Source organism: Ruegeria sp. C9, from assembly GCF_056537585.1.
Genome location: NZ_JBQFRU010000006.1, coordinates 271,268 through 283,630, shown reverse-complemented (window position 1 = coordinate 283,630; position 12,363 = coordinate 271,268). Strand labels below are relative to the sequence as shown.

Annotated in this window: 15 protein-coding genes; 9 read left to right on the top strand and 6 right to left on the bottom strand. The window is 55.5% G+C overall.

Translation table 11 applies throughout. From position 1 onward, the window contains the following. Positions 1-186 precede the first annotated feature (186 nt). Positions 187-1,122, bottom strand: a complete 936-nt coding sequence (locus ACR0NE_RS17150; protein ID WP_170660571.1) for a LysR family transcriptional regulator — start codon at positions 1,120-1,122, stop codon at positions 187-189. Positions 1,123-1,309: 187 nt separating this feature from the next. Here ACR0NE_RS17150 and ACR0NE_RS17145 point away from each other — a divergent pair, with 187 nt between their 5' ends. Further along, positions 1,310-2,299 (top strand): alpha/beta hydrolase, encoded by a 990-nt coding sequence (locus ACR0NE_RS17145; protein WP_170597691.1) that lies wholly within the window; start codon positions 1,310-1,312, stop codon positions 2,297-2,299. A 98-nt stretch (positions 2,300-2,397) separates the two neighbouring features. Next, positions 2,398-3,276: a hypothetical protein gene (locus ACR0NE_RS17140; RefSeq protein WP_170597689.1), complete on the top strand. Its 879-nt coding sequence runs from the start codon at positions 2,398-2,400 to the stop codon at positions 3,274-3,276. A 255-nt stretch (positions 3,277-3,531) separates the two neighbouring features. Here the strand turns inward: ACR0NE_RS17140 and ACR0NE_RS17135 are convergent, their stop codons facing one another. After that, entirely contained in the window at positions 3,532-4,125 is a 594-nt protein-coding gene (locus ACR0NE_RS17135) for a TetR family transcriptional regulator C-terminal domain-containing protein (protein WP_170597687.1), read from the bottom strand. Between the two features lie 118 nt (positions 4,126-4,243). Here ACR0NE_RS17135 and ACR0NE_RS17130 point away from each other — a divergent pair, with 118 nt between their 5' ends. The 6 genes from ACR0NE_RS17130 to ACR0NE_RS17105 all read left to right on the top strand — a co-directional run bounded on the left by ACR0NE_RS17130 (position 4,244) and on the right by ACR0NE_RS17105 (position 9,081). Then, complete coding sequence (locus tag ACR0NE_RS17130; protein ID WP_170597685.1) at positions 4,244-4,621, top strand: hypothetical protein; 378 nt, start codon at positions 4,244-4,246, stop codon at positions 4,619-4,621. Between the two features lie 9 nt (positions 4,622-4,630). Next, a complete protein-coding gene (locus ACR0NE_RS17125; RefSeq protein WP_170597683.1) occupies positions 4,631-5,056 on the top strand; it encodes a GFA family protein in 426 nt (141 codons plus the stop codon). Beyond that, the gene (locus ACR0NE_RS17120) at positions 5,053-5,943 is read left to right on the top strand and encodes a haloalkane dehalogenase (protein WP_170597681.1); all 891 of its coding nucleotides are present in this window, start codon (positions 5,053-5,055) and stop codon (positions 5,941-5,943) included. Before ACR0NE_RS17125 ends, ACR0NE_RS17120 begins: the two co-directional genes overlap by 4 nt. Before the next feature lie 113 nt (positions 5,944-6,056). After that, positions 6,057-7,016: an HlyD family secretion protein gene (locus ACR0NE_RS17115; RefSeq protein ID WP_480459782.1), complete on the top strand. Its 960-nt coding sequence runs from the start codon at positions 6,057-6,059 to the stop codon at positions 7,014-7,016. Next, on the top strand, positions 7,013-7,939 hold the full coding sequence (locus tag ACR0NE_RS17110) for an ABC transporter ATP-binding protein (protein WP_170597679.1): 927 nt from the start codon (positions 7,013-7,015) through the stop codon (positions 7,937-7,939). Before ACR0NE_RS17115 ends, ACR0NE_RS17110 begins: the two co-directional genes overlap by 4 nt. Next, the gene (locus ACR0NE_RS17105) at positions 7,936-9,081 is read left to right on the top strand and encodes an ABC transporter permease (protein WP_170597677.1); all 1,146 of its coding nucleotides are present in this window, start codon (positions 7,936-7,938) and stop codon (positions 9,079-9,081) included. Before ACR0NE_RS17110 ends, ACR0NE_RS17105 begins: the two co-directional genes overlap by 4 nt. 115 nt (positions 9,082-9,196) lie before the next feature. On the opposite strand, the gene ACR0NE_RS17100 is transcribed toward ACR0NE_RS17105, so the two are convergent. From ACR0NE_RS17100 to ACR0NE_RS17085, 4 genes are read right to left on the bottom strand one after another with little or no spacing between them, the layout of a single operon-like run. Further along, a complete protein-coding gene (locus ACR0NE_RS17100) occupies positions 9,197-9,832 on the bottom strand; it encodes an NAD-dependent epimerase/dehydratase family protein (protein WP_170597675.1) in 636 nt (211 codons plus the stop codon). Between the two features lie 28 nt (positions 9,833-9,860). After that, the gene (locus ACR0NE_RS17095; RefSeq protein WP_170597673.1) at positions 9,861-10,340 is read right to left on the bottom strand and encodes an SRPBCC domain-containing protein; all 480 of its coding nucleotides are present in this window, start codon (positions 10,338-10,340) and stop codon (positions 9,861-9,863) included. A 21-nt stretch (positions 10,341-10,361) separates the two neighbouring features. Then, the gene (locus ACR0NE_RS17090) at positions 10,362-10,805 is read right to left on the bottom strand and encodes a hypothetical protein (RefSeq protein WP_170597671.1); all 444 of its coding nucleotides are present in this window, start codon (positions 10,803-10,805) and stop codon (positions 10,362-10,364) included. A gap of 21 nt (positions 10,806-10,826) precedes the next feature. Further along, entirely contained in the window at positions 10,827-11,708 is an 882-nt protein-coding gene (locus ACR0NE_RS17085; RefSeq protein WP_170597669.1) for an oxidoreductase, read from the bottom strand. 78 nt (positions 11,709-11,786) lie between these two features. On the opposite strand from ACR0NE_RS17085, the gene ACR0NE_RS17080 reads away from it, so the two are divergent. Further along, positions 11,787-12,350: a TetR/AcrR family transcriptional regulator gene (locus ACR0NE_RS17080; RefSeq protein WP_170567357.1), complete on the top strand. Its 564-nt coding sequence runs from the start codon at positions 11,787-11,789 to the stop codon at positions 12,348-12,350. Positions 12,351-12,363 lie beyond the last annotated feature (13 nt).

The following is a 12,363-nucleotide window of genomic DNA, read 5'->3' as shown; positions in this document are numbered from 1 at the left end:
GATGATCTGGGGAACGGCTCTGAGCGGAGATGTAACTGTAACGGACGATGTTGCAGCTTAGCCCAACAGACCTGCCATCTATGGATTGTGGTTTCGTCAGGACCCAAGGGCGGGTGCTGATTTGGATGGCCTTTGTGTACTTCGAAGATCTCACGTGCAAACTATCATTCCAGCTCGAACATCTGATCAGTTGGACTTGGCGATCTCTAATGCTTGTTCCCTTAGCCAATTGATCGCTGGATTGAAGCGGCTACGCTCGTGGCGGACAAGAAAATAAGGGAAGCCACAACTCGGCCGAAACGGAGCTGAACAAAGAGAGGTCAATTTCTGGACTTGCTTTGCCAGCCGCTTGGGGACAGCTGCAACTGCATCCGTCTGTCCTACCAAAAAAGGTAATGTGGTGAAGTAAGGCTGCTGGAACACAGCATTCGAACCATCTCCTTTTTCCCTCATGATCGTATCGGGTTTCAGACCCGAAGTGCCCGGAAAACTGAACTCGATTAACCGGTAAGCTGAAACGTCTTGCGGAGTAAGTGCCCGTTTTGATGACGCATGTTCTTCAAGCGGATGGCCTTGTCGGAACAGGATTTCGTAGGTTTCATCAAATAGCTTCTGAACAAGTAAATCGTTCCTGGCATCCAATTCCGCGTATAGCAGCAGATCAATTGCTCCTTTTTCCAAATCGGTAAAGCTTTGCGGCACCAGTGGCGAGACATCGAACCTTATTGCTGGTGCGGTAACGGCAAAGACCTCCATCATGGGTCCCAGGACAGCCGCGACGCCGTAATCTGTCGAAGCGATGCGGTAGCAATAGTTGGACTGTGCTGGATCAAAGGCGGAAGGCTGGAAGACGTCAGCTATCGCTGACAGGGCAGCATCGACCGGTTCATTCAAGCCCAGAGCATGATCCGTTAATTGGTATCCGGACTGCGTTCGGATCAGCACCGGATCTCCAATAAGGTCGCGTACCCGGGCGAGTATTCGACTGGCGGCGGGCTGGCTGATCCCCAGATGTATTGCCGTGCGTGTCACGCTGCTTGTGCGAAGCAGGAGCTGCAGGAACCGTAGAGTCCTAACATCCAGAGAAGTTAAAATGTCATTCATTTTTTGCATGCTCATCATGCTGTTTGCGTCATCCCAATTATGCCCGTCGCGAGTTAACTGACAAGTGAAGCCTAACAGGGCGCCCCCCCAGATCGGGGCGCTAGATCCAAGATCGTTTGGTTGTCGAGACCATCAAACTGTATACGAAAGGGCAGCAGCAGTGATTACACGACGCATGTTCAACTCAATCGCGATTGCAACATCCTTGAGCGGAGCTTTCGCCGCCCGCGCTAGCACAGCGGAGGCATCCGGTGACCCAGATCAATCGGCATTTGGCTCTTATGATGTTGAAACAGTGTCCTTTGACAGCTCTGGGGAAACCCTTGTTGGAAAGTTGTTGAGACCTGCTTCGGAAGGACCTCACCCGGCCGTTGTGATCATCGGCCCTGTTGCATTCGTCAAGGAACAGTCACCGGTGCAATATGCAACCCGCCTGGCATCGCGCGGGCTGGCCGTTCTGATATTCGATCCACGCTATCACGGAGAAAGCTCGGGCACACCCCGACGCTACGAGTCTGGTGAAGCCAAGGTTGAAGACTGCCAAGCCGCCCTCGGTTTTCTCGCAAACCAAGAAGGCATCGACGCAAACCGGCTTCATCTTCTCGGGATTTGTCAGGGCGTCAACTGGGCGATTGAAACAGCGGTGACAGACGGTCGCGTGGCCTCTCTCGGGGTTGTTGCGGGCCACTATCTAACTGAGGAAACCGCCAGAATGTACCTTGGCAGTGATGCCGAGGTTGAAGCACGCATGGATCGCGCGGCCAAAGCAGCCACCGAATTCGAAAAAACGGGGGAAGCAAGCTACATCCCAATCGTCGGCTCTGAGGATGCCCTTCTGACCGCAACAGCCATCGCAGACTGGTACCTACCATGGGATAACAGGGCCCCTTGGCTGACTTTCAAAGGGGGTTGGGAAAACCGCATCACCGCGATGAGCGAAGCTGGCATTTGGGGCTGGCGGATCGACGAAACAGCCCCTCAACTGAGCCTGCCTGTATTGATGATCCATGGCGACAGAGCGGCAAGCGGTCAGGTCATTCCCCGCCGCATTTTTGAAGAAATCGCGTCAGAAAAGAAGACGCTGTATTGGATCGACGGCGCCAACCAGCTTCAGTTTTACGAAGACCCGTTGATCATTGATGCCGCCGTCAATGCTCTGGCTCCGCACTTTCTTGCCTCCAATCGAACCCTTTGATGCAAACCGCTCGGTTCATTGACGCCGCCCCGGAACAATCATTGCCGGAAAAACGGGCGGCAACATCAAGGCACAGATACACCGGAGAAATATTTGAGATGAGAGTTCTTTCGCTATTGTTCACTTGCACCACGGCCTTACCTGTTGTCGCCGAACAGGAGCTGCCGCCCTTTACCGAAGCCGTTTTGCCGATGGGAAATGATGTCTATACCGTATCGATTGGACCGGGTGGGCCAGATGAAGAGTTCAGCTCAGACGCCACTAACGGCGGGCTCTACAAGCTCACTCCTGATGGCGCGACCGAAGAAATCAAACTCTCAGATGGGCAAGGTCTGCGCAACCCAACAGGGATGGTGCGTTCCGGCAACCAGATTGTCATTGTGGATGGCAATGAGGTCATTTCTACCGCTTCGGATGGCACGGTAAACTGGCGTCAGGCTCTCGATGACGATGGTGTTTTTCTCTACGATATCGAAGCCCTCGACGACGACACCCTTCTTGTGAGTGATTTTGGGCGCGGCGCATTCCTATCGGTCGCAGCCCAAACCGGACAAATTCAACCTCACCTCGGCGCTTTGCGCATCAGTGGTCTCGCCCGCTTTGCAATCGCAGAGACAGGTATTTACGCTGTGTCCTGGGGCAGCGACGACGCCTGGGACAGCGCTTTGTATTGGGTTCCGCATTCAGGCAACGGAGATACTGCTGTAGCTGTTTCAACCGGCTTTGGTAACTTGGAATCCGTTGAAGTCGTGAACGGCACAATTGTTGTCGGGGGTTACCGGGGTCACGAGAAGTACCCGAATGCGAGGCTCTTGCGCGTTGGAACTGATGGGTCCGTAGATCCGCTGAGCGTCGGGTCTCATTCGCGTGGGATTTCCGATATACTCTTCGATGGGTGGTCGATTTGGCTGACCTATTTCTATGACGCATCCTATGCGGAGTTGCCGTCTCAGACGGTGAAAAATCTCGACCAATAGACGCACTCCGGTTTTCATAGCGCCAGGCTTCCGCAGTAGCATATGGTCGGGGAGCTAACTAGCGGTCCAAAGCGGCCACTGGACATGCTGCAATGGCAGCGCACTTCCAGACATTCGCTACAGACGCGTAATGCTCGCTCTGCAGGTGGTCACGTTAATTGTTTCCCATTGCGTGCCTTAGATATCACGTTCGTTCGAGTGTTAGTCTTTTGATGTCAGATTATGGCAGCCGATCACGCCTGCATATTTCATCGCTTACAAATTTCTCCACCCATTGATCAACCCAACCGCCGCGTCTGCATAGCTCCTTGGGAACTGGTCGGATGTCCGGGCTTTCATGATCGTATGAAGTCCCAGCAACAGGCCGATCAGCAGCTTTGCCGCCTCATCCGGGTCAACATCGATGCGCACGGCCCCTTCTAATTTGGCGCGGCTGAGGATCGCCGCAAACCGTCCTTCCAGGGCGGTGAGGTATCTCTCGATTCGGGCATTCACCTCGGGGTCAGTGCGGTGAAACGAACTGATCGAATTGAAGGCAAGGCACCCCGCATCCTCGATCTTCGGCATACGTTCTGCCGAGGCGATACCCTGGAACCAATCGCTGAGGTCATTCAGCGAATAGGTGTCGGGGTCGGGGAAGTGCCGAGCCTCGGCATTGTCCAGATAAGTATCAAGTGTCTTTAGGAAAAACTTCTCTTTTCCGCCATAGGTGGTTTGCAGTGTGAACCGAGTTAGCCCGGTCTCCTGCTCCAGTTCCCGCGTGCTGGCACCATGGTATCCCCGCCGCCAAAACAGGTCCAAAGCGCCTGCCACAGCACTGTCGTGATCCGTCTTGCGTTTGCGCGCCACAGATTTCTCCTTGCTTTTTCTATCCGCATGGATAGTAATAAATTCCTATCCACTTGGATAGCATTGCGGGCGCACGGCTGCAAATGCCACATGGCCCCACGTCAAACGGAGACCTGACATGACCGCCATCGACCCGACAACCGGGGCCTCAAAGCCCGTAACACTGCGCGCCATCTTTATTCTGAACGCGCTGAAAATCCTGCTGGCCCTTGGCTTCTTCGCCGCGTTCAAATTCTACGGGCTGCAGGTCGGAGAACTGGCAGGCCCCCAAGCCGCCAACCTGATGCTCTATACGATGCTGGGATATATGGTGACTTTTGCCTGCATCATCGCATCCATCCTCAGGCGCAGCCTGGTCGGTATCCGCGCAGCGATTGCCGTTGATTTTCTGGTCTCGATCCCGGCAACGGCGGTCATCGGCTTTATCATCGCGATCATCAGCATGGGCCTGACGTTCACGGCCTCTGCCCGCGCCTATTTCGCATATCGCGGCTGAGGTGTTCCGATGAGTCGCCCAAACACGATCGACGGCCATTGTATCTGCGGCGCGGTGCGCTTTCGGGTGCAGGACAACATGGCCGCCTTCAAACTCTGCTATTGCAGCTTCTGCCAAAAGGCCTCGGGCTCGGCCCATGTTGCGAATGCGTTCACCACGCCCGATCAGATCGTATGGCTGGAAGGCAAAGACATGCTGACCACCTTCGACGTGCCCAATTCCCAAGTACGCCGGGTGTTCTGCCGGAACTGCGGGACGACGCTGCCATTCGAGACTCAAAACGGCAAGTTTCTGATTGTCCCCGTTGGCAGCTTGTCCTGCCCGCCGTCCCAACCCGTTAACGCGATCGTTGGCTGGGCGTCCCGACCTGCATGGTATGGTGAGGCGCTGGGTCTGATCGAAGAGACTTGCAATGCAGAAAGAGTGGCTCAATGAGTACCGAACAAGAGATCTCACCCGACTTCCCGTTTGACTCGAAATATGTCGAGGTGAATGGGCAGCGCATTCACTATGTCGAGGAAGGCGACGGCTCGCCGGTTCTGTTTCTGCACGGCAATCCCACCTCGTCTTATCTGTGGCGCAACATCATTCCCTATGCCGCCGGGCAGGGCCGCGCTATCGCGATGGATCTGATCGGCATGGGCAAATCGGATAAGCCGGATATTCCCTACCGCTTTGTCGACCACGTTCCCTACGTTGACGGATTCATCGAGGCGCTGGGGTTAGAGGACGTAACGCTCGTCATTCATGACTGGGGCTCGGCATTGGGGTTTCACTATGCGCACCGACATCCCGAGAACATCCGCGGCATCGTGTTCATGGAGGGCGTGGTCCGCCCGATGAGTTGGGCGGGATTTCCGCCCGATTTCCGCACCGGGTTTCGCTTGATGCGGACGCCGGGTCTGGGATGGATGATGATCTCGGGCCTGAATATGTTCGTCGAGAAAATCCTGCCAAGCGCCATAGTACGTGATCTGGCACCGCAAGAAATGTCGCAGTACCGTGCGCCCTTTCCCACAGCACGAAGTCGCAAGCCGGTTCGTGTGTGGCCTTGCGAGATTCCGATCGATGGCACGCCTTCTGACGTTCATGAGATCGTCAGCGCCAACAGCCGTTGGTTGGGAGAAACGCAAACCCCGATGCTGATGTTCCACGCCACGCCCGGAGGCACCATCGGGACAAAAGAGGTCGCCTGGTGCCATCAGACCATCCAGAACCTCGAAGCGGTGGATATCGGCAAAGGCATTCATTTCCTACAGGAAGATAACCCCCATCTGATCGGAGAAAAGCTGGAGGAGTGGTTGGCGCGATTGCCCGCATGACCCCGTGCTGCCACGTGTAGCGGCTGAGCCGTATACATAAATCAGATTTCCTGATTTTATGCTTTAACTATCACCCAATACGTTCAAAGGCCAAACACCGGAGGGAAACCCTGTTGAATCTGACGACCCCCATCCCTTTGATTCTGGCGGCTGTACTGCCCGCCTTTCTGGACCGGTGCTCCGGGTCTGATACCAGCGTCGCTTTGGGCGTATTGGCGCGCGACCGGGTGGCCTTGACCGCGACAGCCAGTGAAATCGTCGTCGATTTGCCTATTGCCGAAGGTGCCGTGGTCAAGGCAGGCGACACGCTGGTTCAGCTTGATCCAACATTGCAAAGCTCAAAACTGGCACTGGCGCAGGCTGAACTGGAAAAGGCGCAGGCCACGCTTCTGAAGCTGCAGGTGGGGCCGCGACAGGAGGAGATTGCGATAGCCGAGGCCAAAGTCGCGGGCGCTGTTGCACGCCTTGCCGATGCCGAAGCCATCTATGACCGAAACGCCAGACTGGTCGAAAACTCGGTCGTGACCGAAGCGCAGGTAGCAAATGATCTGGCCCTGCGCGATTCCGCGCGAGCTGAACTGGCCAGCGCTCAGGAATCGCTTAAAGAGTTGCAGAACGGGACCAGACCCGAAGACCTGGCGGTTGCCGAAGCCAACGTACGGGCCGCCGAAGCGTTGGTTTCCGCCGAGCAAACAGTTCTGGACGACTTGACGGTTACGGCCACCCGCGACGGCGTGCTGGATTCCCTGCCGTGGAATTTGGGCGAGCGGGTAACATCCGGCAGCCCGGTTGCCGTGATGGTCACGGGCCAGACGCCTTACGCGCGCGTCTATGTGCCCGAGCCGCATCGCGTCAATCTGAAACCCGGCGACACGCTGGAAGTACGCATTGACGGGCTGGCCGATCCGCTGGACGGCGTGATCCGCTGGATCAGCGACGACGCGTCCTTCACCCCCTATTACGGATTGAACAAGGACGACCGCACGCGCCTTGTCTATTTGGCCGAGATTGACTTGCCCACTGCAACACCCGACCTGCCCGCCGGAGTGCCAGTGCAGGTCCCCATGCCATGAGTGAAATCGTCGTCTCGACGCAGGGGCTGACCCGTCGGTTTGGGGAAAACACCGCAGTCAACAATCTGGACCTCGAAATCCGAATGGGCCAGATATACGGGTTTCTCGGCCCCAACGGCTGCGGCAAGACAACCACCATGCGCATGCTGACCGGCCTACTGACCCCCAGCAGCGGGGCAATTTCGGTTTTGGGCCGATCAATGCCCGAAGCGGCTGAGCCGTTAAAAAATGAGATCGGGTACATGACCCAGATCTTCTCGTATTACCGCGACCTGACAGTGCTGGAGAACCTTCGGTTCGCGGCAGAAATTTATGGCATTCCAGTGAAGTCGGCCAAGGACCGAATTGAAGAACTGCTGCACACCTATGACCTGACAACCAACATTGATCAGCTCAGCGGCAGCATGAGCGGCGGGCAAAGACAAAAACTCGCCCTTGCAGCGACCGTCATGCACCGACCAAAACTGTTGTTTCTGGATGAACCGACCTCGGCCGTTGACCCAGAAACCCGACGCACTTTCTGGGAACAGCTGTTCGATCTGGTCGATCAGGGCGCGACGATGATCGTCTCGACCCATTTCATGGACGAGGCCGAACGCTGCCACCGGTTGGCGATCTTGCAACACGGGGTGAAGAAGGCGGACGGCTCTCCGCGTGAGTTGATGGATGATCTGCAGGCCGATGTTGTCGAAGTTGAAGGCCCGGACCTGCGCAAGGTCAAACACGCGTTGGACGTCCAGCCCATGATCCTGTCGACCGCGCAAGTCGGATCGCGGCTGCGTGTGCTGGTGGACAAATCCGAACCTCAGCCGGTGGACATGTTGCGCGGCCAACTTGCTGCGTTTCCCGACCTGTCCCTGACCCCGCAGCGACCAAATCTGGAAGACGTGTTCGTCAGCGCCACACGGGGGCCAAAACAGTGATCTCGCCACGCCGCATCGCTGCTGTATTGAAGAAAGAGCTGCTACAACTTCGGCGGGATCGGATGACCTTTGCCATGGTGATTATGATCCCCCTGATCCAACTGCTGCTGTTTGGCTATGCGATCAACACCAACCTGCGCCATGTGCCTGTCGCACTGGTGGACAAGTCCGGAACCGAGTTGTCCCGAACATTGGCGCAGATCGTTCAGGCCACGCAGGTCGTAACCATCACCGAACATCTAACAACCCCACTAGAAGCCGAGCGCGCGATCACTGAATCCCGCGTGCGCGCCGCGCTTATCATCCCATCAGACGTCAGCCAACGCCTTGCCCGAAGCCCGTCTGTCGGGCTGGGCCTGCCCAACGCAACGGACAAGACCAGCAGCCGACCGGTTGCCCATTGGATCGTCGATGGCTCGGACACGATGGTGGCCAGCGCAATCAAATCCCTGCGCACGATGCCTTTGACAGAACTGCTGAAACAACCACCAAACCGGCAGGTGCCTACCTTCGAGGTGACGCTTTACTTCAACCCTGAACAGCGATCAGCAGTCAATATCGTGCCAGGTCTTGTCGGCGTGATCCTGACCATGACGATGATCCTGTTCACTTCAGCCGCCATCGTCCGCGAACGCGAACGGGGCAATATGGAGATGCTGATCAACACCCCGATCAAATCGATCGAACTGATGATCGGGAAGATCATCCCCTATATCTTTCTGGGCCTGATACAGGTCGCAATCATCCTCGGCCTCGGGCATGTCCTTTTCGATGTCCCGATAAACGGCGGATTGGGCACTTTGCTTGTGGTGACTTTGTTGTTCATCATCGCCAGCCTGTCGCTTGGGCTGGTGATTTCCACGCTTGCGCAGAACCAATTGCAATCAATGCAGATGACTATCTTTGTTCTGCTGCCATCGATCCTGATGTCGGGCTTTATGTTCCCCTTCGACGGCATGCCGCAACCAGTCCAGATGATTGCTCAGGTTCTGCCCGCCACTCATTTTATGGACATGATCCGCGGCGTGGTCCTGCGTGACGCGTCGCTATACGAGTTGCGCTGGGGAATTCTCTGGATGATTGGATTTGCGGCATTCGGATTGTTGGCGGCCACTTTAAGGTTCAAGAAACGGTTGGGTTGAAGGCGGCCCAGAGCCGCCGTCCGTGCGGGATTTGAATGCTGCATTGAGGCTTCCCAGAATCGGGAATTGAAAGACCTCTGTTGAAAACTAAACAACTCGAGGCGCAACCGCAGCCTCATCCGAGCAATGTACGCAACTCACCGTTTTCAAGAACAGCAGTACGACGAGGATCGTGCATCGCAGTTTGAAGCATGGCATGAGCCAATTCATCGGAAGTTACACCGATGGACGGCATCAGCCTTTGGAGCGGTTTGAGAAGATAATCACCCTTCTTCCACGTGTTCCTCGGCCCCGACGGCGCAATATAGCCTGGACGAAAGGCGAATTTCCTTTCGAGGTCAGATGCAAATAGCTTGCTCTCCGCTTCGCCCTTAATCTTCAAAGCAAAGGACATGCCGCCGCCAACAGACCCAGCGCCTTGAGCGGAAAACAAGCAGAACGTCACACCGGGCGCAGACCTCTCGCAAGCCACCAGCAAAGCGCGCATCCAATCGACTGTGATTTCCTCGTATTCTGTTCGACTGACGCGCGCGGAATAAGTGGCAAGGCAATGGAAGACGGTGTCGATGCCATCAAGATAGGCTTCGATGGCTTGGGTATCGCCGAATGCTGCAAACCTCACATCGGTCAGCTTTGGTTGATTCATATTGCATGGCCTGCGCCCAAGTGACACGATTTCGCGCGCAGTTTTTTCGTTCAGCAATGCCGCAAGTGCCGAGGAACCCACCATCCCCGTCGCACCGGTCAGCAAGACGCGGCCAAGTGGTCGTGTTGTCTTGTCAGGTGAATTGGGCACGGCGCTCTGCCTCGGCTTTCAAGCCGCGATTGAAAGCTTGGTAACCTTCCACATACATCTTTGCCAATCGTCCGCCCATCAGGAAAGTGATGCCCCCCATGATTTCATCGGATTGTAAGAAGCGAGTTTTGCCACCCTCCAACGGCTCAACACAAAAGTGGTGGTTATCGCGAATGCCACCCAGCCCCTTCTCAGCCCAGAAAAACTCCGTCCCCTGCACGACCGAGATGGTATGATCCAAGGTGGTCAGTTTCTCCTTTGATGAATCAAGCTGAAAGTCTACGGTGATTGTCGATCCATCCTTGATCTCTCCGTGGATGCCCACAAGGAACGCCGCCCAGTCCTTGTAGTTTGGCGTGTCGGTCAACGCCGACCAGACCACGTCCGGCGGCGCATCGATCACAATATCGGTGTGGATTTTGTAATGTGAGAGGCTCACTTTTTCCGATGATCCGGTTTCCATGACAATCCTTCCTTTGAGGTCTCAGGCGTTCTGTGGTGATACGCGATCCCCGCCCTGAATTGTGATCTGCCCAAAACGATCCCGCATGCGCTTGGATCGAAAAAGGTAGATCGAGATGATGATGTAATTGACACATTCCTGGGCGAAGTTCCGGTAGCGATCCGGATTTTCCAACATGTCTAAGGTTTGCACAGCACACATCGTGACAAGCGCGGTGAACATGACCAGCATGGCAATCGGAGTGACGCTCCAGCGCAGGACGTATCCGGCCAGATAGGTGGCACCCGAAGCGGTGATCAATATCCAATGGAGAGTTTGCATGCCCGGCGGAAAGGTCGCGTTTTGCAAAGGCATAAGCGGCGCCAGCCCGGTGAAGTATTCAAGAAACCCGAGAAGTCCCCAGCCCAACATGATAGCTGAGGCGAGCACGATCAGATACTCGAACCCCCGCGAGAGTCGCTGCATGAACCTGTTCATCCCCGTCCCTCAGATCGTGAATGTCTGGTCGGTCATCTCTTCCGAGAGACGCCACAAACGTTTGGCCAAACCGTGGTCTTCGCAAATTGGATTGCGGATCGCGACCCCGGTCTTGCCACTCATTTCTTCGGGGCCCGTAGGGCCGTAGTACTCGCCGCCTTTGACCTGATCAGACAAAGCGGCGAACAGAGTTGGCCTCGCAGCTTCTTCATTGGAGTGCAGAAGTTGTTCGACTTGTGCCTTCATGTTAGCGCGCGTTTCTTCGTCCAAATCGTTGAACAGACCGGAGTCCGACCCGCCCGGATGCACAGTTAGCGACTTCAGCAACTTGCCCGAAGCCTTGAGTTGACGGTCCAGTTCGTCGCCGAACAGAAGGCAGGCGAGCTTTGATTGACCGTAAGCGACACCACCGTCCCGGTCGCATGTAAGATCGTCAAAGTGAATGTTCGCGTTCTTGTGGGCGATACTGGAAAGCGAGACGATCCGCGATGCGGGGTCGTCCAGGAACATGTCGATCAGCAGTGCGGTCAGCAGAAAATGTCCCAGGTGGTTGGTTGCGAATTGCAACTCGACACCGTCAGCATTTGTTTGAGCTGAGTAAAGCAGAATACCCGCGTTGTTTATCAGCACATCCAGCTTGGAGTACCGGGCGCGGAAAGCCTCAGCGAACGCGCGAACCGAAGTCAAATCACTTAAGTCCAGCACGAGGATGTCGATTGATGCGGAAGGAATTCGCGCGAGAACGTTTGCTTTGGCGGCTGCGGCCTTTTCAAGGCTGCGGCACGCCATGACGACGTGAAAACCTGCTTCGGCCATACCGACTGTCGTTTCAAACCCGATTCCATTGTTTGCACCGGTGACGATCGCGACTTTTCCAGATTGGTTAGACATCTCGCATCCTGACAAATTGACATATTGTGAGTGATTGTCAATATTGACACTAAGCGCTCATTTGTCAATATGTAAATCATGGAAGATCGCTACGACTATATCCTCGAAGCCGCGAAGCAGCTTTTTCTTCGCTACGGCGTGAAGCGAACGGGCATGAACGACATCGCCCATGAAGCGGGCATCTCGCGGCAAACACTATACAAAGCATTCGCAAACAAGGATGAGGTGCTGCAGGCTACGATCCGGTCGCTGGCAGACAGAGTCGTTCTGGATATCGAGGCCGGTCTTAAAAAAGCTGACGGACTTGGAGCACAACTTGATATCGTCTTCAAATATGCCGTCATTGAGCACTATGATTTCTTGCAGTCTTCGCCCAATGCCGAGGACATCATCGCTGGCGTAACTTCGACAAGTCAGAATGAGCTGGAGGCCGGCGCAAAGCGAAACACCGAGATCATCGCGCGTGTCCTGGAGCCGTATTCGAGTGCGATTGAAAGCTGTGACCTGACTGTTGATCAGTACGCGGATTTTATCCAGCGCTCTTCAACAGCGGCCAAGTACAGCGCAAAGAACAAGAAACACTTGATCGGATTGCTGTCCGCTTTGCGAATGTCGGCGTTGAAAGTCACCAGCAGCGTTTAGACGGGTTAGGCCC

Excerpts from the sequence above, each read along its gene's own strand:
- ACR0NE_RS17150 (WP_170660571.1), bottom strand. The coding sequence starts at position 1,122 with ATGATGAGCATGCAAAAAATGAATGACATTTTAACTTCTCTGGATGTT.
- ACR0NE_RS17140 (WP_170597689.1), top strand. The coding sequence starts at position 2,398 with ATGAGAGTTCTTTCGCTATTGTTCACTTGCACCACGGCCTTACCTGTT.
- ACR0NE_RS17130 (WP_170597685.1), top strand. The coding sequence starts at position 4,244 with ATGACCGCCATCGACCCGACAACCGGGGCCTCAAAGCCCGTAACACTG.
- ACR0NE_RS17125 (WP_170597683.1), top strand. The coding sequence starts at position 4,631 with ATGAGTCGCCCAAACACGATCGACGGCCATTGTATCTGCGGCGCGGTG.
- ACR0NE_RS17120 (WP_170597681.1), top strand. The coding sequence starts at position 5,053 with ATGAGTACCGAACAAGAGATCTCACCCGACTTCCCGTTTGACTCGAAA.
- ACR0NE_RS17110 (WP_170597679.1), top strand. The coding sequence starts at position 7,013 with ATGAGTGAAATCGTCGTCTCGACGCAGGGGCTGACCCGTCGGTTTGGG.
- ACR0NE_RS17095 (WP_170597673.1), bottom strand. The coding sequence starts at position 10,340 with ATGGAAACCGGATCATCGGAAAAAGTGAGCCTCTCACATTACAAAATC.
- ACR0NE_RS17090 (WP_170597671.1), bottom strand. The coding sequence starts at position 10,805 with ATGCAGCGACTCTCGCGGGGGTTCGAGTATCTGATCGTGCTCGCCTCA.
- ACR0NE_RS17085 (WP_170597669.1), bottom strand. The coding sequence starts at position 11,708 with ATGTCTAACCAATCTGGAAAAGTCGCGATCGTCACCGGTGCAAACAAT.
- ACR0NE_RS17080 (WP_170567357.1), top strand. The coding sequence starts at position 11,787 with ATGGAAGATCGCTACGACTATATCCTCGAAGCCGCGAAGCAGCTTTTT.